The 19379-nt window shown below is 66.3% G+C and carries 18 protein-coding genes; 5 read left to right on the plus strand and 13 right to left on the minus strand.

Annotated elements, in window-relative coordinates:
- Positions 1-24: 24 nt before the first annotated feature.
- Together MPARV_RS24780 and MPARV_RS0112270 are read left to right on the plus strand one after the other, a co-directional pair.
- Complete coding sequence (locus MPARV_RS24780; protein ID WP_157789587.1) at positions 25-786, plus strand: hypothetical protein; 762 nt, start codon at positions 25-27, stop codon at positions 784-786.
- Between the two features lie 12 nt (positions 787-798).
- Entirely contained in the window at positions 799-1389 is a 591-nt protein-coding gene (locus MPARV_RS0112270) for a hypothetical protein (protein ID WP_012225572.1), read from the plus strand.
- Positions 1390-1422: 33 nt separating this feature from the next.
- Here MPARV_RS0112270 and MPARV_RS0112275 read toward each other — a convergent pair whose 3' ends face one another.
- The 4 genes from MPARV_RS0112275 to MPARV_RS0112290 form a co-directional block, all read right to left on the minus strand.
- Entirely contained in the window at positions 1423-1947 is a 525-nt protein-coding gene (locus tag MPARV_RS0112275; RefSeq protein WP_157789588.1) for a hypothetical protein, read from the minus strand.
- 35 nt (positions 1948-1982) lie between these two features.
- Complete coding sequence (locus tag MPARV_RS0112280) at positions 1983-2441, minus strand: hypothetical protein (RefSeq protein WP_031278460.1); 459 nt, start codon at positions 2439-2441, stop codon at positions 1983-1985.
- Positions 2442-2475: 34 nt separating this feature from the next.
- On the minus strand, positions 2476-3552 hold the full coding sequence (gene ychF / locus MPARV_RS0112285) for a redox-regulated ATPase YchF (protein WP_012225567.1): 1077 nt from the start codon (positions 3550-3552) through the stop codon (positions 2476-2478).
- Positions 3553-3634: 82 nt separating this feature from the next.
- On the minus strand, positions 3635-4672 hold the full coding sequence (locus tag MPARV_RS0112290; protein ID WP_012225555.1) for a GNAT family protein: 1038 nt from the start codon (positions 4670-4672) through the stop codon (positions 3635-3637).
- A 78-nt stretch (positions 4673-4750) separates the two neighbouring features.
- Between MPARV_RS0112290 and MPARV_RS25820 the strand changes: the two genes are divergently transcribed.
- Complete coding sequence (locus MPARV_RS25820; RefSeq protein ID WP_268744050.1) at positions 4751-4885, plus strand: hypothetical protein; 135 nt, start codon at positions 4751-4753, stop codon at positions 4883-4885.
- A 79-nt stretch (positions 4886-4964) separates the two neighbouring features.
- On the opposite strand, the gene MPARV_RS0112300 is transcribed toward MPARV_RS25820, so the two are convergent.
- Positions 4965-6110: an HNH endonuclease signature motif containing protein gene (locus MPARV_RS0112300; RefSeq protein WP_157789589.1), complete on the minus strand. Its 1146-nt coding sequence runs from the start codon at positions 6108-6110 to the stop codon at positions 4965-4967.
- Between the two features lie 248 nt (positions 6111-6358).
- Here MPARV_RS0112300 and MPARV_RS0112305 point away from each other — a divergent pair, with 248 nt between their 5' ends.
- Entirely contained in the window at positions 6359-6913 is a 555-nt protein-coding gene (locus tag MPARV_RS0112305) for a TIGR03086 family metal-binding protein (RefSeq protein ID WP_012225552.1), read from the plus strand.
- Positions 6914-6957: 44 nt separating this feature from the next.
- Here the strand turns inward: MPARV_RS0112305 and MPARV_RS0112310 are convergent, their stop codons facing one another.
- The 5 genes from MPARV_RS0112310 to MPARV_RS0112330 form a co-directional block, all read right to left on the minus strand.
- Positions 6958-8397 carry an extracellular solute-binding protein gene (locus MPARV_RS0112310; RefSeq protein ID WP_157789590.1) on the minus strand — a complete coding sequence of 480 codons (1440 nt, stop codon included), beginning with the start codon at positions 8395-8397 and terminating at the stop codon, positions 6958-6960.
- Between the two features lie 2 nt (positions 8398-8399).
- Positions 8400-9299, minus strand: a complete 900-nt coding sequence (locus MPARV_RS0112315) for a carbohydrate ABC transporter permease (protein WP_020378455.1) — start codon at positions 9297-9299, stop codon at positions 8400-8402.
- Positions 9292-10197, minus strand: coding sequence for a carbohydrate ABC transporter permease (locus MPARV_RS0112320; protein ID WP_020378456.1), 906 nt, complete (start codon positions 10195-10197; stop codon positions 9292-9294). The genes MPARV_RS0112315 and MPARV_RS0112320 overlap by 8 nt, the downstream gene beginning before the upstream one ends.
- 40 nt (positions 10198-10237) lie before the next feature.
- Complete coding sequence (locus MPARV_RS0112325; RefSeq protein WP_012225547.1) at positions 10238-11479, minus strand: ABC transporter ATP-binding protein; 1242 nt, start codon at positions 11477-11479, stop codon at positions 10238-10240.
- Positions 11480-11577: 98 nt separating this feature from the next.
- Positions 11578-12288, minus strand: coding sequence for a queuosine precursor transporter (locus MPARV_RS0112330; RefSeq protein WP_020378457.1), 711 nt, complete (start codon positions 12286-12288; stop codon positions 11578-11580).
- Between the two features lie 159 nt (positions 12289-12447).
- Here MPARV_RS0112330 and MPARV_RS0112335 point away from each other — a divergent pair, with 159 nt between their 5' ends.
- Positions 12448-15417: a fibrinogen-like YCDxxxxGGGW domain-containing protein gene (locus tag MPARV_RS0112335; RefSeq protein ID WP_020378458.1), complete on the plus strand. Its 2970-nt coding sequence runs from the start codon at positions 12448-12450 to the stop codon at positions 15415-15417.
- Between the two features lie 639 nt (positions 15418-16056).
- Here MPARV_RS0112335 and MPARV_RS0112345 read toward each other — a convergent pair.
- The 3 genes from MPARV_RS0112345 to MPARV_RS24785 form a co-directional block, all read right to left on the minus strand.
- On the minus strand, positions 16057-17559 hold the full coding sequence (locus MPARV_RS0112345; protein ID WP_031278467.1) for a hypothetical protein: 1503 nt from the start codon (positions 17557-17559) through the stop codon (positions 16057-16059).
- Positions 17556-18158 carry a hypothetical protein gene (locus MPARV_RS0112350; RefSeq protein WP_157789591.1) on the minus strand — a complete coding sequence of 201 codons (603 nt, stop codon included), beginning with the start codon at positions 18156-18158 and terminating at the stop codon, positions 17556-17558. The genes MPARV_RS0112345 and MPARV_RS0112350 overlap by 4 nt, the downstream gene beginning before the upstream one ends.
- Positions 18159-18235: 77 nt before the next feature.
- Positions 18236-19231 carry a hypothetical protein gene (locus tag MPARV_RS24785; RefSeq protein ID WP_012225533.1) on the minus strand — a complete coding sequence of 332 codons (996 nt, stop codon included), beginning with the start codon at positions 19229-19231 and terminating at the stop codon, positions 18236-18238.
- Positions 19232-19379: the final 148 nt, after the last annotated feature.

Below are 19379 nucleotides of genomic sequence, written 5' to 3' on the forward strand. Positions count from 1 at the left end.
CGACGGATGGAACTGAGACCTGCGATGAGTCAACGAGCCTGGATGATCGCCGGAGGCATCGTTGCTGCGATCCTGGTCTTGGGCGGGTTGATCGTCGTCCTCGGCGACGACTCCGGAAACGACGTCAACGCGCGCGATCAGGCGCAGTCCACCTCCGCCCTGTCCACACCCACCATGCCGCCGGCAACCACCACAACGGCTCCCGCACCCGCCACAACGGCTCCCGCACCCGCCACAACGGCTCCGACCACCGCTCCTCCCACCACTGCCGCTCCCGCTGTTGGTGAGAATCCCACACCGGCAACCGCAGGCGAGGCCGGGACGGATGCCGCATCGCCTGCGAGCGGCAACCCGCCAACGACCATCGACTCGCTGGCCGATATCAAGATCGCCCCCTGGCAGTTCGACGTGCCGGTCGAGGAGGTCCGTGCCAGGTTCGAGAAGGTTGGCGAGAGCGACGATCTGTGTGTCCCGTTGGTCGCATTGAGTTCCACCCCCGAGTTCAACGTGTTTCCAGACCTGTCAGCGGCCCAGTTCGACGAGTACTTCGCCAACTGGTTCGCCACCGCCGACCAAATCCGGCCGAGACTCAGCGATGAACTCGCAAACCAGATGGACGCTGCCCGCAAGGTCATCGAGTTCATCCAAAAGACCATCGCTGACGACGGCGGCACGGTCAACGCTCAAGCTGCCCGGATACTGCTCGATGCTCGGCCGACCGAGCTCCCAAAGGTTCTGCCGTTTTATGTGGCCGTTGCGGCTCAGTGTCCAAATCCAACATCGTGACGGTGCCTTCCCATGGGTGAGCGCCACCTCCTCGCCGCCGTCTGCATCATTGCGGCAGCGTTTGTCGGAGTGCTCACGCTGATCTCCGACGGTGGCTCCACCCCATCGGCAGCCGTCGACCAGCCGTCCACACCCAGCGAAACCAACTCGACTCAGGCCGAGGATGAAACCTTGTTGGGAGAGGACAATCCGCTGACCGCCAAGATCGCCCCGTGGCAGGTCGGCGCCTCATACGATGTCGTCCTCGCCAGGTTCGACAAGGCGGCGTCGGGGGGCACCCGCTGCGACAGCCTCGTCGCCCTCACCTCCCTTCCAGACCTCAAACTGCTCGCCACGCTCTCGCGCTCCGAGCTGGCGGAGTACTTCGTCGGGTGGCAGACCACCGCCGACCAGGTCGAGCCTCAGCTCAGCGGCCAACTCCTCAAGGAGCTCGGCGGCGCCCGTGGGACGATCGAGGCCGTGCAGGAACGGGTCGACACCTCCGGCGGGACGATCCGGTCCAGTGCGTTCGTGCAGTTTCTCTCCGACAACCAGAACCTTCTCGACGACCTGCTTCGGTTCTACGGCTCGGTGGCTCAGGAGTGTCCCGCTCCCACGCCATAGTGGGCTGCCGGTACCACGTCGACGATCTCCGCCTCAGCGTTCCGCCCTCAGCGCCAACTCGTAGACCCGTCGCTTGGGTACCCCGAACCTGCGCGCCACCTCCTTGGCGGCTCTCGACGGAGAGGTCCCCCCGGCGAGCAATTCCTCGATTGCCGCCGTCACCTCGGCGTCGCTCGCCTTGCCGGGAACCTCGGCTTCCACGATCAGCCAGCCTGCTTGCCGATCGGCGTCGATCGGCGGTTCGGCTCGCAGATCCGCGACGGTTCCAAAACTCCAATCCGACATCGGTTCCGCCACCGGTTCCGCCACCGGTTCCGCCACCGGTTCCGCATCAGCGGTCGAGGCTCCACCCGGAGCAGCCGAGGGGTCGGCGACCCAGGCGACACTGCCTCCGGCGTCCAAGTCATCGAGAACCATGCCGATGCCACCCGGCGGCACGGCGAGCACCGAGGTCATCGATCGATCCAGGCGACCCCTGGCATCGCCGACTTCAGCGAGCACCGTAAACCTGGTGCTGTCCAGCCCCGAACCGGCCAGTGCGGCCAGCGCGCGCTCCATGCGCCGGCGATCGTCACCCTCGGGTGGCCGGCTGCTCACAGTGCGCCCGTGTTGTTGGGGACACCCCAATGAACGTCCAGCAACGACCCTTCAGCCAGCTTCAGGCGGTCTGGGACGCTTGGATGCAACTCGAGGGTGACCGGTGGTGGCCACGACCAACGGCCGACCCGGCCCGGGGACAACAGCTCAACCCGCTGCACACGCAGTGCCCCAGGCCGGCCGCGTGTCGTTCCGCGGTGGGTGACACCGGCGGTCAACACTGCGATCGGGCTCGCCAAACCAACGGTGTGCACTTGCGGGGTTCGCCCCAGCCACAGGGCCGCCGGAAGATCGCCGACCGGATCGTCATCCTCATCATCGCCACCAGCATCGTCACAGCCGAGCAGACCGGGATGGGCATGCAGCCCCCTGGCCCGCCCCACCGGTCCCCCGGCCCGGCGAAACAACAGCGAGGTTCCCAGCTCGGTGGTCACCACGCCATCGGGTCGGGCCACGTCCGGGCATCCCCCGCCTGGCGGCACCGTTTGCCTAGACGTTGAAGCGGAACTCCATGACATCACCGTCCACCACCTTGTAGTCCTTGCCCTCGATGCGCAGCGTGCCCTCGTCGCGGGCCTTCGACCACGAACCGGCCTCCAACAGCACGTCCCAACCAATCGTTTCCGCTCGGATGAACCCACGCTCAAAATCGGTGTGAATCACGCCTGCCGTCTGCGGCGCGGTGAAGCCCTCTCGAAACGTCCATGCCCGGCTTTCCTTCTCGCCCGTGGTGAAGAAGGTACGGAGGCCAAGCAGTTGGTAGGCGGTATGCAGGAAGGTGGGAAGCGCTCCTTCCCCCAGCCCGAGGGCCTCGAGCATCTCGGTGCGATCCTCGGGGTCCAGCATGGCCGCTTCGGCCTCGAGCTGGATCGACAATCCGATCACCGGCGCCGTGTCTCCCAGCAACGCTCGCACGCCGGCCAGATACGTGTCCGGTTCGTCCAACTGATCCTCGCCAAGGTTCACCAACGCGATGACCGGTTTGGAGGTCAGGAGCTGCTCGGCCTTGAGCAGCGCCATCGTGTCCTCGTCCAGGCCCGCACGCCAGACGGGCGTTCCGCCGCCGAGTACATCGATGGCCGCCTCCATCGCCGCCACCTCGGGTGCCTGGGCGGGGTTCGACCGGGCCGCCTTCCGGCGTTTGTCGATGTGCTTCTCCAGCGCCTCAAGATCAGCCGTGATCAACTCGAGCTCCAGGATCTCCAGTTGCTCGGCCGGGTCGGACGATCCGGGCACGTCGGTATCTTCAAAAGCCCGCAGCACGAACACCACCGCGTCCACCTCTCGGATGTGTGCCAGAAACCTGTTGCCAAGCCCCTCGCCCTGCGACGCACCCTTCACCAGCCCCGCGATGTCGACAAACTGCACGGCGGTTGGCACCACGTTCTTGCTCTGGCTCATTTCCGCCAGCGCGTCCAGGCGGCTGTCGAGCACCTTCGCGACGCCGACGTTGGGGTCAACGGTGGCGAACGCGTATGGCGCTGCGAGGGCGCCACCACCCGCGAGGGCGTTGTACAACGATGACTTCCCGGCGTTGGGCAGTCCGACGAATCCGAAGCGTTCCATGAGGTGCGGCAGCCTACCGGAGCCATGCAAGCGGGCCGACGGGCAGCGCGACCCGCCCGGTTGACCACGCCGAACGACCGTCTTACAGCACGTCGAAGTCCAACAGTTCGAAGCTGTCGAAGCGCAGGTCGCTGGTGCCGATTCGCCGGGGCACCGTCTTGAAACACAGGTGCAGCGGCGACGGCAGGAAGCGTTGGGGCACGGTGGCGCCAACGACGCTCACGTCGGAGTTCAGCCCCACGTGGAGGGCCAACGGCGTGCGATGGTGGGCGCACACCTCTCCCACCATCGACGGCGTCAACCGCGTCTTGGCCAGCCCATCGGCCTTCCGTCGCCCGCTGCGCACCAGCACCTTCATCAGCACCGCCACCTTCGCCCCGCGCCATGTCGTGGTGGTCGATACGGCCACCAGGTCGTCGGCGACATGCAGGGTGTAGGTGCTCAGCGGGCTGGCCAGGCGCCATCGGACGACGTCCAGATGCCACCACAACCGCACCCCTCGGCGCGGCGCCAGGTCGGTGTCGGCAAAGAACTCGTCCAGGCGGTCGCTGCTCAGCAGCAGTTCGTCAACCGTGTGGTGGCTGAAGGACGCCCGCTTCCACGGGGCGGGGCTGAGCACCTTGGTCGGCAGTTCCGCCTCGGTCACCACCCCGAATGCCGCCAGGGCCTCGCGGGACTGGTCGTTCATCACCCCGTAAATACCCGCCTGGTCGAAACCTTCGATCATCAGCCAGGCCTGCATGCACATGCGAAGGAAGGCCCCCTCGCGCCGCGCCCCGGGGATGGACCCCACGTTGGCGATCAGCCACATGTCCACCGTGCCATCCACCGTGCGCAGCCGACGCGGCGAGCCCGCCAGGTGGCTGATCGCCTCCGACCGACGTCGTGTGAGCGTGCTGAAGGTCTCCCCAAACGGGCACTGCGTGTAGTACCACCGCAGATAGTCCAGAGTGTCGAAACGTGGCACCTCGAATGCCGCGCTCAGCAACCGACGAATCTCTTCGAGGTGCTCCTCCCGGGTGCATGGCACCGACTCGGTGACCTCCTCGCCGTCGTGCACCACCTCATCAACGTCGCGCCACCAGCCGGGCGATACCCGTAACGGGCCCGCCTCGATCATCGACCGACCCAGCGTTGTTCCCAGAAGGAGGCACCCACCGGATCAACGTTACCGGGAGGGTCCTGCAGCCCGCGGTCGTTGGCCCCACAGCTTGGGGGCGCGGCCCGGGGGCGATACCCTTGCATCATGTCGCAGCGCACCCAACGCAAGAAGAAGAACGCCCGCAAGAAGAAGGCCAACCACGGCCGCAAGCCCAACCTGGGCCGCAACTGACCGGCGGCGGGCTTGTCGGCCCGCCCGGTTTGAGCCAACTACCTTGGCAAAAGCGCTCTCCGGAGCGCTTTTTGCGCGTTCAGGGTGTTCCTCGTTCCCGGGTTGGCGCCGGTCCTGACCCACGCAGGCCCGACCGTACATGCCGGGCTCGATGACAAGCCGCACACCGAAGCTGCAGTTCGTCAACGTACGTGTGCCCGCTGATCGCAAACTCCGGCACATGATCGAACTCCAGCAGATCGTGACCACCGCAGTCCACGCAACGACGGTCGCGTTCGGTGACCACCCGCTTTTGACGAGTGGTCGGGTGCCGTTGGCGACCCGATGCATTCACCGGCGTGCCGGCCGCGTCATGGATCAGTGCCCGCACGAAACCACCTGACAACGCACCGATAACGGCCGACTGAGAGATCGGGCTGCCGTCGTCCAACGTTGCCCCGTCGCCACGCACGTGGAGGACCACCTCGGCGACCAGGTCCGCTCCACCGCCGCACAACACGCTGACCAACGCATCAACCCGTTGCTGCGCCAGGGTCGGGAAAGGCGCGGTGCCCCCCAGGTCGTCCTCAATGAACTCGGGGTCGGAGACATGAGCTGCGTCACGATCTCCTCTCGACCGTCGGTGCCGCATCACCGCCGCATCGATCAGTGCCATCACCCCACCGGCCACGTCCGCCGGCAGCCGAAGCGTGCCGGTGGTCAGGCCATCGGGCTCGACCCGCCACGGCAGACCCCGTGTTTCGCGGTGCCGCTCATCACGAACGTCCTCCGGTTCGTGGGCCCGCGACCAGGCCGCCACCGCCGACCCCAACGCACCGGCGGAGACGGATCGAGCCAACCCCACCAGTTCGCTCTCCGTCTCCGGCGTCGCCGTGCGCACCAGCATCCGCACCTTCGCGTACGACAGGGTGCGGTCGCTCAAGGCCGCATCAAGGACCGGCAGCCCTCGCAGCGCGCGACCGACGGCGATCCACTCTCGGGCCGTTCGCAGCGCCACATCCAGACGCTCGCTCATCCATTGGGCAGCCGAGGAACAACCCGCAACGGACCATTCGACGGTGCCGGCAAATTCGGCGGCCAGGCGGACCACCTGGTGATGGCTGTCCGATGCCCGCCAGCCCATCTCCACCAGCCGATCCCCCAACCCAACGGGCTCGACCGCAGACGGACTGACAAGTCTTAGGTTGGGACCGTGCATCGCGTCCTGAACGAGTTGAAGTGCCATGGCCGTGCCTCCCCCCGCCAGCGACGCAGCGCCTACAACGGAGTCGATGTGAGTTTGAGAGGACGGCCCGATCCGAGGCTGACGACGGCGCCCACACGACCGGTGACGGCCCTGGGCGATTTGTACTGCGAAAGGTGGGGTCACCGTAACGACGGGCAGGGACAACGAACGTCGTGGACGATGTGGGAGTCGTATAGTGTCCCCCACCGGGGGCAACCGGTCACCGCGCAAGCCAGAGGAGATTTTCGATGGACCCACAGGTACTCAACCATGCCCAGCAGGTGGCCGCCGACGTGATGTCCAACGTTTCGTCAGAGCAGTTGGATCTGCCCACGCCATGTGACAACTGGAACGTCGGGCAACTGATCGACCATCTGGTTGGCGCCCAGCACTGGGCCGCCTCGGGCATTCGAGGATCCGAGATGCGCGATGCCGCCGGTGCGTCCCAGGGCGACTTCAACGGCGCGTTCCAGGCAGCCGCCCAGGACGCGCTCGATGCGTTCAGCGAAGACGGCGCCATGGAGCGCACGGTCAACCCCGGGTTCGGCGACATGCCGGCCACGGGGCTGCTCGGCCTGGCCGTCACCGACACCATCTGCCACGCATGGGATCTGGCCACCGCCACCGGTCAAAACAACGACCTGGCACCAGAACTGTCGGCTCAGGCTCTCGTCGGCGCCCGCCATACCATCCAACCGGCATTCCGCACCGAGGACGGCTCGCTGTTCGGCCCAGAGCAGCACGCCCCCGCTGGTGCGAACAACGCCACGCAACTGGCGGCCTTCCTCGGGCGCAAGGTATAACAGCCGCCGGCCCTCACGGGGTCGGTCGCCTCACGCGCTGCGCGCTACCCGTAGTACTGCTTGAGGTCGGCGTTGACCTGTGCGTTCGCCTTCTCCAGCGCCGCTTTGGGCGTGGTGCCGGAGCGGGCAGTCGACTCGAGCGCGGTCTGCATGGCGCTGACGTATTCGGGGTAGGGGCCGATCAGTGGTCCGGGCCGCTTGGGGTCGATCAACGACAGTTGGTCGTACCCCACCTTCAAGAGCTGTCCCGCCCGATCTTCTGCCCAGAACTTCTGGATGCGGGGGTCCTTGGCAACGTCGCCGATGACCGGAAGGTATGACCCGACGAGGTGCCAGGTGACCACCTGCTCGGGTTGGGCCATGAAGCCGAGGTACCGGGCGGCCGCTGCCTGCTGTGCCTTGGGCACGCGGTTGGAGATGCCAAAGTAACCACCCGAGACGCGCACCTGGCCAGGCTCGCTGAGCCCTGGGAACGGCACCGCTGCGGGGTCCAATCCTGCGGTATCCACCGAGGACGCATCCTGGCCACCGGTGTCGAGGTTGCCTCCGAGAAATGCTTTGATGGAGGTGGACGCGGTCGAGGTCTCGATCAGCATCGACGACTTCTCCTGGGCCACGTTGAGGTACTGGTTGATCTGACCGGGCGTATCGGAGATGGGGTCGGCCAGGCCGTCGGCCACCATGTCCTGCACCCACTGCAGCGACTCGATGGCCGCAGGGTTGACCAGGTTGGCCGCCTTGGCCGGGCCCGACCGCCCATTGTCCGGAGTGACGATGTCCTCGCCGGCGCCGTTCACCCAGCAGGTGAAGAACCACGGCTCAAGCTTCAGAGCCAGGGGTTTCTCGATACCCGACTTCTTGAGGGCCTCCGCCGCCGTGCGCACCTCGGCAAGGGTCTTGGGTGCCTTGTTGACATCCAGGCCGGCTTTCCTGAAATGAGTGCGGTTGTAGAACAGGATCGGTCCGGAGATGTTGACGTAACCCGGGTAGAAGACACCATCGATCGTGTAGTAGCTGCGAACCGCAGGCTGTACCGCGTCGATGTCGAAGCCCACCTCCTCGGCGCAGGACTGAGCCGGAAACAGCGTTCCGGTATCGACCACGGTTTGGATGGTGGTGTCCTCCAAGAACACCACCGCTGGAACGCCGGTGCCGCTCGCCGCCGCGGCGGTGTACTTGCGGAGCACCTCGTCGTAATCGGCTCCCTGGTTTTGCAGGGTCACCTTCACTTTGTCCTGGCTGTCGTTGAACGACTTGGTGATCTGTTCGAGGGCCTTGCCCGGCTCGGCACCCAGGGCGTGCCAGACGACGATGTTGGTGACCCCGGTGGCCTTGTCCAACGCTGCCATCGGGCAGGCGGGCAGATTGTCGGCCGCCACCGGTTCGCCACCCTGGGCCTCGATGGTGGGGGGCGGTCCGCATGCAACCGTCACCCCCGCCAACAATGCCGCTCCCAGCAGACCGGCTCGTGCTTTGCGGAACATGATCATCCCTTCACCGCGCCGGCGGTCAGACCACGAACGATCGCCCGTTGGAACACGATCAGCAGGGCGAAGATGGGTACGGCGGCCAGCACGGCGCCGGCCACCCCCACGTTCAGTTGCTGAACGTTCTGCGCGGCCAGCCGTTTGAGGGCGATCTGCAGCGTCTGGTGGTTCTCCTGTTCGGTGACGACCCGGGGCCAGAGGTATTGGTTCCACGATGCCAGGAACGCCAGCAGGCCGACGGATGCAACCACGGGAGCGGTCAGCGGAACCGCAATTCGGGTCATAAACCTGAAGTGGCCGTAACCGTCGAGGAACGCCGCCTCACGCAACTCGTTCGGGATACCCAGGAATCCTTGTCGCAACAGGAACGTGCCCAGCGCCGACGCAAGGAATGGGGCCACCAGGCCCTGCAGCGTGTCGATCCAGCCCCACTGGCGGATCGTCAACGAGTTGGCCACGAAGGTCACCTCGAGGGGCAGCATCAGGGTGGCGACGAACAGGATGAACAGCAGCCGCTTGAGGGGAAACCGCAGGAACACGAAGGCGTAGGCGGCCAGCACGGCCGTGATCACCTGGGTCACGGTGATGACCACCGACATGGCGAAGCTCCAGAACGTTGCCACCGACAGGTTGCCGCCGTTCCAGGCTCGGCTGAACACGTCCCACTCGGCGTCGACCGGCCACGGTGGGTTGCCGGCCCTGGCGTAGGCGGCCGGATCGGACAACGCCCGCATCAACGACATGTACAGCGGGTACAGGATCACCAGCGCCAACACGGTCAGCAGCAGGTACCAGCCCGCCTTCTTCAACTGCGCAGTGACAGGTGGGGCCTCGACGATCGGTTGATCCGAGCCCCGACGATCGTCGGTCATCACCGCGCTGGTGGTCGCATCAGTCACGGTTCATCCCCCGTTCAAGCAGCACAAACTGTCCCAGTCCCACGACCAAGGTGATGAGAAACAGGCCGACCGCCATGACCGAGCCGGTGGTGATGTTGGTGGGGTCGAGCTTCTGGGCGATCGTGTACACCAGGGTCGACGTGCTGCCCTCCGGACCGCCGCCGGTGATGATGTCGGGGAGCGCAAACTCCTGCATGCCGAAGATGGTGAGCGCCACCACCAGAAACGTCAGCACCGGCTTGAGCGCGGGCACCGTCACCTTGAAAAATCGGCCGATGGCGCCGTAGCCATCGATCATGGCGGCCTCGGTCAACTCGTCGGGCACCGCCTGAAGCCCGGCGAGCACGATCACGAAGCTGAGGCCGAGGTTCTTCCAAACAGCCACCAACGCCAGGGCCGGCAACGCCGTGGACGGATTGGACAGCCAGTCAACCTTGAACACACCCACCGCCGGGTTGATCAGCCCGAAAAACAGCACGGCGGCGACCGCCACCGACGTGGCGATCGTCGAGGTGAAGATCGTCTGGTAGATCTTGATCCCCTTCAGGCGACGATGCGCTGCGACGGCCAGCAGCGTGCCCAGGATCAGGCCGGCGGGAACGGTCAGCAGCACAAACTGCACCGAGATCCAGAGGGCGTCAAGGAACTCAGAGGAGGTCAGCACGTCGACGTAGTGACTGAACCCCACGTTCTGGTAGGTCGCGCCTCGCTGGCGACTTTCGTAGAAGCCCCACGACACCAGCCGGGCGAACGGGAAGTAGAAGAAGACACCAAAGATCACCAGCGACGGGGCCAGAAACGCGAACGCCAGGCCCGTCTCCTTCAGGTCGTATCCGAAGACACGGCGACCGTGGACGCCGCTGCTCGCTGCGGCATCGGCGCCGGGCAACACTCCCATCAGCGCCCACCTCCAACACAGCCCGACGTCACCCGCCGGATCACAGGTGGACGCCGGTCTCTGCGTCGAACAACTGCACCGAGCCGGATGTTGGGACGGCCCTGACGGTGTCGCCGTTGCGGGCGTTCACACGGCCGTCGGCCCGGAGGATCACCCGACGTCGGGTGGCACCGACCGACTCGGGGTCGTCGTGGTCGATGGGCGCATCGCTCACGAGCGTTTTCGTATCGGATGAATCGCTGCCGGATGCGTCGCTTCCGGGTGAGGCGGCGGCCCGAGCGGAGGCCTGAGGGTCGGTCGGACGCGCCTCCACCAGGTCGGCGGTCACCAGGCTCTCGTAGCCCAGCCACTCGACCGCCCGAACCTCCACCGCCAAGGCACTGCTCGGTGGGCTGTCTCCATCGACAAGTGCGAGGTGCTCGGGGCGGATGCCCACGGTCACCTTGACGCCGTCGGCCAGATCGTGGGCAGCGCTCAGCATGGCCCCGGCCACTCTGACCCCGCCCGACGTGGCAACGCCATCCATCAGGTTCATCGGTGGCGTACCGATGAACCCGGCAACGAACGTGTTGGCCGGCCGGTCGTACACCTCTTCGGGGGTACCCACCTGATGCAACGCCCCGTTGGCCATGATGGCCACCCTGTCGGCCATGGTCATGGCCTCGATCTGGTCGTGGGTGACATAGACAACCGTGCCACCCAGCCGTTCGTGCAGGTCGATCAACTCCGCCCGGGTCTGGGCCCGCAGCTTGGCGTCAAGGTTGGACAGCGGCTCGTCCATCAGCAGCACCTTGGCGCGGGCCACAATCGCCCGTGCCAGCGCCACCCGCTGACGCTGCCCACCCGACAACGCGCCGGGTTTACGGTCCAGGTAGGGCTCGAGGTCCAGCATGCGAGCGGCCTCGACCACCCGGGTGTTGCGTTCCTCGGCGTTCAGCCTGCGGGGCGGCCCTCCGTCGTCGGGTGGCACGTCCTTTGCGTTGAGCGGCGACTCGATGTTCTTACGCACGGTCAGGTTGGGGTAGAGCGCGTAGCTCTGGAACACCATGGCGATCCCGCGTTTTCGCGGGTCGACGTGGTTCACCACCTCGCCGTCGATGCTCAGCGAGCCCTCGGTGATCGACTCCAGGCCGGCGATCATGCGCAGGGCGGTGGACTTGCCACAACCCGACGGGCCCAACAACACCATGAACTCGCCATCGACGATGTCGAGGCTCATCGAGTCGACTGCCGTCGTCTTTCCGAAGCGTTTGGTGACCTGGTCGAAATGAACCGTTGACACGCCGACAACCTAGACGAGTGTCCACCGCCCATGACGGGTAATCGGGCATTGTTCGACGAGATCCACCATCGACGGTTTCACGCCGCTCGGCGCAACCCTCACGTCGGCGGGGTTCGGTCAACCCAGCGATCCTTCACGGTGTAGATCAGCGGGGTGGAGGCCACTGCGGTCAGCCCCTTGATCACGATGTTGGCCACGATGATCGACCACACCACGCTCGCCGGCAAACGCCCGGCGAACGCGATCACAGCGAAGATCACCGAGTCCAGCGGCACCGACACGGCATTGGAGCTGAGCACCCGTCCCCATTGGTACTGCACGCCGTAGCGGGCCACCCAGGCCCGGTACACCTCGGTGTCGACCAGTTCTGCGATCACCTGCGCGATGATCGACGCCGCCGTGATGCGCAACACCGGGTTGAGCACGTTGCCGAACTCGCTTTGGCCCGCACCAACGGTGGCCGGGTCTCCCGGAAGCGCCGCCGCCGCCCACAGCCCCAGCGCCAACATCACGTTGAAGCCGGCGGTGGCCACCACCGTGGTGCGGGCCACCGCCGTGCCGCCAACCTTGTGCACCACATCGCGCAGGGTGAACGTCAGCGGATAGGTCAGCGTGCCCGCATCCACCGCCCAACCTCCCAGCGAGAGGATGCGCACCGACATCACGTTGGCCATCAGCGATGCGGCCACGTACGCGCCGCCCGCCACCATCAACGCCATGACGGCCCGCTCGGTCAACTGCGCCGGGACCGTCGCATCCAAGGGCTCGACCAAACCTCGAGGTCCGGCGCGTCGTGTGGCGCTGCGCATGCCGTCAGGGTAGGTGACCCGGGCCCAACGGCCCGTTGTCTTCCGGCCCGCAGGTGCGTACCGTGCCCTTGTCATCGAAACGGTCCGGCGGATGGACGTTTCTCACGGCCTCGAATGCCCGATGGTGTTCGACGCGGGTCAGAACACAGGCGGATACCTATGAAACTTGGCGGACTTTCCAACAACGGACCCCTTCGCGGCGTCCGGACCCTTGGCGGGCGGACTCGGGCGACCTCCCCGAAGCGCGCCGCCATCGGGGCACTGATGCTGGCGGGCGTGGTCAGCCCGGTGGTGGCATGGTCCGGTGCGCAGGCGGCCACACCCCCCGCCCAGTCCGGCGACGGCACCACGCCGGAGACGGCGGGTGCGTCCTGCTGGGGCATCAAGCAGCGCTTCCCCACCTCCGCAAACGGTCTCTTCTGGATTCGCACCGCCACGTTGGTCGCACCTGAACAGTTCACGTGTGACATGACCACCAACGGCGGCGGGTGGGTGCTGATCGGCCGGGGACGCGAGGGCTGGAACTGGTCGCCTGCCGCCCAAGGCGGCCAGGCCCTTCTCCAGAACGATCCAAGCGGTCTGGCCACCCAAAGCCCCGTGCACCTGTCGGCCGACAAGGTCAACGGGTTGCTCGACGGCGGAGCGGCCTCGGCGCTGCCCGACGGCATCCGGCTTCGACGTGCCGCCAACCCGGCCGGAACCTCCTGGCAGGACGTTCGCTGGTTCCTTGCCAACCGGGAGCCCTGGTCGTGGCATTTCTCCGCCGGTAAGCCGCTGGCATCGATGTCGATCAACGGCACCGTCTACCGGAAAGCAGGCACCACACGCGACACCAAGGGCAACGACGGCGTCACCAACCTGCCCCAGGCCGGCTCCGGGGCGGATGGCGCCAACCGCGTGTTCACCCACAGCTACTGGAAGGCACCCTCGAGAGCCAACCAGTCGGGCTTCTCATTGGGCAGTATCAGCGCCTCCACCAGCGGTTACTGGTATTCCCCCAGCGGCGGATGGCCGATCCCGTTCACCCAGGTGTGGTTGCGCCCAAAAATCCTGGACTCGGTGCCGGCCGCCCTGCCCCCCGGCGGCTCGCCGGCCCACCAGGTTCCCTGGGTGCCCAGTTCCAAGTCTGAGAACCTCGCCTGGGGGGTCGGCGGCCCACCCGACTGGACCGGCCGCATTTCCACCGCCGATCCATCCAAGGCCTACGTGTTGGCCATGAAGGAGGCCGGCGGCCGCATGTTCGTGGGCGGCTCCTTCACCAAGGTCACCAACAATACCGGCGGGTCGATCAACCGGAAGTTCCTCGCTGCCTTCGACCTGAACACCGGTGCGTGGATCTCTTCGTGCAAGCCCACCCTCAACGGGCGGGTCTGGGATATGGACGTTTCAAGCGACGGCGGGCTGCTCATCGCCGGCGACTTCACGCAGGTCAACGGCAACCCGGTGGCCTCTGGGCTGGCCAAGCTGAACCCTTCCACCTGTCAGCTGAACACCAACTTCCGGGTGCGCATCACCAAGGACGGCGGCCGGGGAATGGTGCGGACCATCGACCTGCTTGGCGATCGGCTGTTCCTAGGTGGACAGTTCAACGGGGTTGCGGTGAACGGGGGGCGGGTCGCGCCGGCGCCCAACACCTACGAGGTGAATGCGATCTCCGGTCAGGTGGGCGGCTGGCGGCCTCAGACCAATGGCACGGTCTTCGACATCAACGCATCCGAGCGCGGAGACCGGGTGTACATCGCCGGCTGGTTCACCAAGATCAACGGGGTGGCCGGCGAGCCCTACGCCACCCGCAGCTCGGACGGCGCCCCGCTGACCGGGCTGCATTGGCTCCGCACCTCGTCCAGTCCGTCGGGTACCTACAGCCAGACCGTCAAGGAGGTCGGCAACCAGGTCTTCGTCGGCGGTCGGGAGCACTTCTTCTCTGCCTACAACCGCGACACCGGCGCCAGAACCCAAGCCAACCTGGCCGTCCAGGGTGGTGATTACCAGGCCGCCGAGCAGGCGTTCGGATACATGTTCGGAACCTGTCACTGCGGCGGTACCGACGGGGTCAACATCTCCGGCAAGACCATCTACAACGGCAACAACCGCGACCTGAACAACGGGGCCACCCGCTCCGACCGCATCCAGCAGGTCGGTCTCTACGATGGTGCCACCGGCGCCTACCAGGATTGGTGGCTGCCCTCGATCAGCACGGGCACCGGCGACGGCCCGTGGGCGATGACCAAGGACTCCAACGAGTGCATCTGGCAGGGTGGCGACACCAAGCGGGACAGCTATTCGGGCAATGCCGCCCTGGACTGGGCCGGAGGCTTTACCAAGTACTGCTCGGCGGTTGACCGCAGCGTCCCCACCGCTCCCAACGGCCACACCACCCAGCTGCGCCCGGACGGCACCGTGGAGGTCACCTGGGGCGCGGCGAGGGACCCATCGGCCAACCTGCGCTACCTGGTGTTTCGCGATGGCAAGGTCGTCGGCTACAGCTGGGGCGGCAACTACGTCGACCGCAACATTCCCTCCGGCAAGCACCAGTACGCGGTGGCGGCCATCGACGCGGAGGGCAATATCGGCCCTTCAACCGTGCCATCAAGCCTGCAGCTCATCGCTCCTCCGAAGGAGACCGAGGTGATGCCGAGCAATGCCGCCTGGCAGTTCACACTCAACCCGGCGCTCGCACCCCCCGGCTGGCAGGCGCTCAAGGTCAGCCCCACCGGGTGGGTCCAAGGGCCGGCCAAGCTCGGCTTCGGCCGAAGCGACCTTGCGACGGTGATCTCCAACGCCAACGCCAGCCCCTTCCCGATGGTTGGTTACTTCCGCACCACGCTGAACCTGCCCAACCCGTCCCAGTTCAGCTCGATCCGGCTGGAGTTGGTGCGCGACGACGGCGCCGCCATCTCGATCAACGGCACCGAGGTGGTGCGCGACAACCTTCCCTCCGGTGTGCTCACCCCGTCCACCGGCGCTCTCACCGTGCTCTTTGGAGCCCCGGAACGGACACCCGTGTCGTACACACTGCCCAGCCGGGCCTTCCAACCCGGCGCCAACACCATCGCCGTCGAGGTGCACAACGCCAACAAGTGGTCGGGCGATCTGGCCATGTCGCTGCGGGTGGTCGGCGTGCAGTAGCCGTCGCGTAGCCCTTGGCCCGGCGCCGGGGATTGCGGCGTAGGCTGGAGGCCCCAGGGTCCGCTTCGGACGAGGCGAACCCACGGCCGACTACTGAAGGCTTGAGGTCGCCGCCCTGACTACCCGATCCGATGCGCAGTCCAGCAGCCCATGGCGGCTCTGGCGGCTCCCTGCACTCGTGGGCCTGCCTGCTCTGCTCAGCTTTGTGGTGATCGTCGCCTACTCCTTGAGCGGCGGCGTCACCCACGCTGGGGAGCCGAGCTCGCCCACCATGTTCGTCACCAACGGATTTCGTGTCCCCGGGCCGCTCGGCTCCCCAGACTCGAACGGCTGGACCGTGCCCGAGGGTTCATGGGTGTCGGACGGAACCGCCCTGCGGCCGACAAGCCGGCCTGCGATGCTCGAAGTCGGCTCCGAGAACGGACGGCCGGCGAGTTTCACGGTGCACTACCTCGGCTCACCAGCCGGGAGCGAGCTGCATGCCGGCTGGTGGCCGAACGAAACCTGGATCGTTGCGTTCACCGACGACGACGTTCGGCTGATCGCCGATCGCAACGGCCGTCGCCGCACGGTCCGCTCGATTCCGTGGTCTGAGGCGCTGGGCGACAGCCCAACGGTGAGGCTCCAGCGCCAAGGGTCTCAGCTCCGCGTGGAGCTGGGCACGGAGCTGCTCCTCGACACATCCACGTCGGGCAACGCCGGCGAGTTCAAGTCCGAGTCGACGGTCGTTGCAACCAAGCCTTCCGTGGCACTGGACCGGGTCGAGCTGGAGGTTCCCCGGCCCCCCACGGTCGGCTGAACATTTCGACCCACCCAGAGCGCGTCCACGCTCCACGCGATCAAGAGGACGAGCGCCACCCGCAACTGCAGTGCGGCGCCCAGCCCATGGCGCACCACCTCAACCGTGTCCGCGAAGAACGACACCCCCACGTGGACGGGCAGGATGTAGAGCATGAGCCAGCCGGTCAGCCACCTGGCATCGCGCCACATTTTCGGACGGAGCCGCAGCACCACCGTGGCCAGAACAAGGGTGTACCCGACGATGAGCCCCAACAGCAGGTGTGGCCTCACCCAGGCAAGCGATCCAATCGATCCGCCGATCGGCCAAACCGCATCACGCGCGGTCGGGGTGATCTTCTTGCCAAACTCCTGACCCACAATGATGAAGTCCGGCGGCTTCTCAGGAAGCGAGGCTGCAAACGATCGGCTCGCATCGGCGGTGAACGCAGCCGGGTCACGGAGCAACCACTTGGTGTAGGCGTCGAGCGATTCGTCCTCCACCCACTTGTTGAATTCGCGCAGACTCGGGTCGGCCGCCATCCTGCCCGCATAGTCGCCTGAAATGCCGGCCCCGTCTCCGAGGCTCAGCACCGTCTCGTTGATCGGCATGCCCTGCGCAACAAGAAACGCCCGAATCTCGGGGTCGTCCAAGCCGACATCAACGACCCATTTGGTGACCACCTGTCCGCGTTGCTGGGAGTGGAACACGGCAAACCCGGCACAGAGCAGCAGTCCGCCGGCTGCGAGCACCGCAATGTCACGTCGTCGTGACCTCGCGGCCCACACCACCGCCACGAGCGACAGGAGCAGCACAAACACGATGTTGGTCGGGCGGATCTCCACCCACACCAACGCCACGGGTATGACGAGCGCACACGCCACCTGGGATCCAGTACGCAGCAGTCGCAACATGATCGCCACCATCACGACGAACCCGCTCAGACCCAACGAGTCGGTCATGATGAATTGATGGAGGTAGGAAACCTCCGGCGCGAGGCTCAGCACCATGAGAAAGCCGGCGCTCACCACCCCGACCGACGCTCGGTGAGACCCGCGGAACACCTCCCACCCCAACACCAGCCAGGCCGCTGCAGAGCCGAGGGTTTGCAGCAGCAACATGCCGAAGCCCAGTCCAAACAGTTTCAGCAGCACCGGATAACCAAAAACGATGCCACCGCCGCCCCAGAGCTCGCCGGAAAGCCAGGGCTTGGAGCTCAACTGGATGAACAGGGTGGAGTCACCGAGCTCCAAAAGCTGACCGAAACCGATCGACCTTCCCACCAGGATGACGTTGGCGATCTGCACGAGGAGGTAGACGGCCGAGATCACCATCAGCACCCGACGCCAGCTCGACGCGCTCACCTGGTCACCTCGGCCTGCTGCACTCCCAGCACCGACGACGTGGCACTTCCGCCAACGATCAAGCGTTCCGGAGTTCCCACCACCACGTCACCGAGGTACTTTCGGTCAAGCCAAACTCCAATGCTCTCGTCGCGCCGCACGAGCAACACCTCGTCGCTCCCCGATGCCGCCGATTGCACCCAAGGCTTTAAAAAGGCGGCGGTGACCATACCGGCGCCGTCTTTGGCTTCAAGCGCGACATCGCCGGTTGCCGGACGGAACTCAAGCGTTGCGATGCCCGTGCTCCCGTGCATCGTCACACGCCCGTCGGGAGCAAAAGCGGAGTACTGCACGGTGATGGCCACTCCAACGTTCCAGTCGCGGATCGACGGTTCAATCTCCGTCCCGCCACCTTCCGACGCAACCAGCAGGTCGGTGGCGGCCCCAAGGTCCGGGACGAACGCCCACAAGAGTGTTTCGGGCAGGTCGAGCGGCTCCATCTCCTGGCTCGAGACCCGTTCTGTCGGAGACTCGCTCTCGGCGCCAAAGGGCGTCCACCCTGAGTCGTTTCTTCGACCCGCCACGTTGGTGGCAACTGCGCCGAGCAGGTAGGCCCCCATGATGGCGACCGCACCCACTCGGAGCGCGCGAAGGACACCGGGACGGAGGCGCCGCCAACGCTCGCTGGAGCCTCGGTTCAATCCAGCCACAGGTGCAGCGCGTGGGTCGCCCACAGGGTGCGCGGGGAGCCGTGGTTGGCGATCGCGGCATGGACCGGGAAGTTGGAGACGTGGGTGGTGAACTCGGAGATGTCGGTGTCGACGTCGTCGGCGATTGCGGTCACCAGGGCGCTGAACCCGCCGTGGCCGCTCGACACCGCCAGGCCGGTGCCGTAGATCTTGATTCCGCTCGCCTCGATGGCCAGGTCATCAAACTTGCCTGCCACGAAACCCACCGGTTCGGAACCTCGATAGGCGGCGATCACCCCGTCGGACCAGCGGCCGGCAAACGCCTCCCGGCACCAGCGGCTGTAGTACGAGCTGGCCAGGTCGGGGTCGAGCCGTCGATCCGCGTGGAACCGGCTGGTCCGGTAGTAGCGAAACAGCAGGTCCGCAAACGCATCCACCACGCTCGAATCGACGTCGGGCAGCAGTTCGGTGGTGTGCGCCATAATCGTCAAGTCGCCGTATTCGCGGCGCAACGCCATCGGCTGGTCGGGACGCCTGGGCTTGATCGAATGCGTCACCATGGTGTCGGTGACCTGGAAGCCGTGGCTCTGGAACGCCGCCAACGCGGCCAGATCATCGGCGCGCACCCGCACGCTGACCAACGATGCACCCCGCTCCCGGAGTTCGCCAAGCGCCGAGCGGAGCAGTTCCTCGATGCCGTCCGCACGACCGGACTCCCCGCCGTAGAGCACGTGATCAACCGACCAGGCGGCCACGCCAAAATGCTCGGTCACCGGTCGGTCGGTTCGCACGGTCAGCAGGCCCGGCCCCCCAGCGGAGCCCGCGATCATGCGGGCGAACGCGCCCCGGGTTTCCAGTGTCGACCGGAGGGCCGGCGAAAGCTCACCCGACCGGTCGATACCCAGCATCGCGTAGGCGGCGGTCGACGTGTACGGGTCGTCGGTTTCGATCGCTGCCGACGAGGCCAGCAACTCCTCGGGCGATGCCTCTACCGCTTCCAGCAACGCGTCTCCCCTCCGGGAACCTCCCGGCTTCCAGCCATCAAATCGCCTGTGAACACTACTTCAGGACTCATGGGGTCGCTGCGGGCCGTTTGGGCGGCCGAGCCCTCGCCGGGTCTCGGGTCGGGGTCGGCGTCATCTGACCACGGCT

The organism is Candidatus Microthrix parvicella Bio17-1, assembly GCF_000299415.1.
In the GTDB taxonomy this organism is placed as follows: Bacteria; Actinomycetota; Acidimicrobiia; order Acidimicrobiales; family Microtrichaceae; genus Microthrix; species Microthrix parvicella.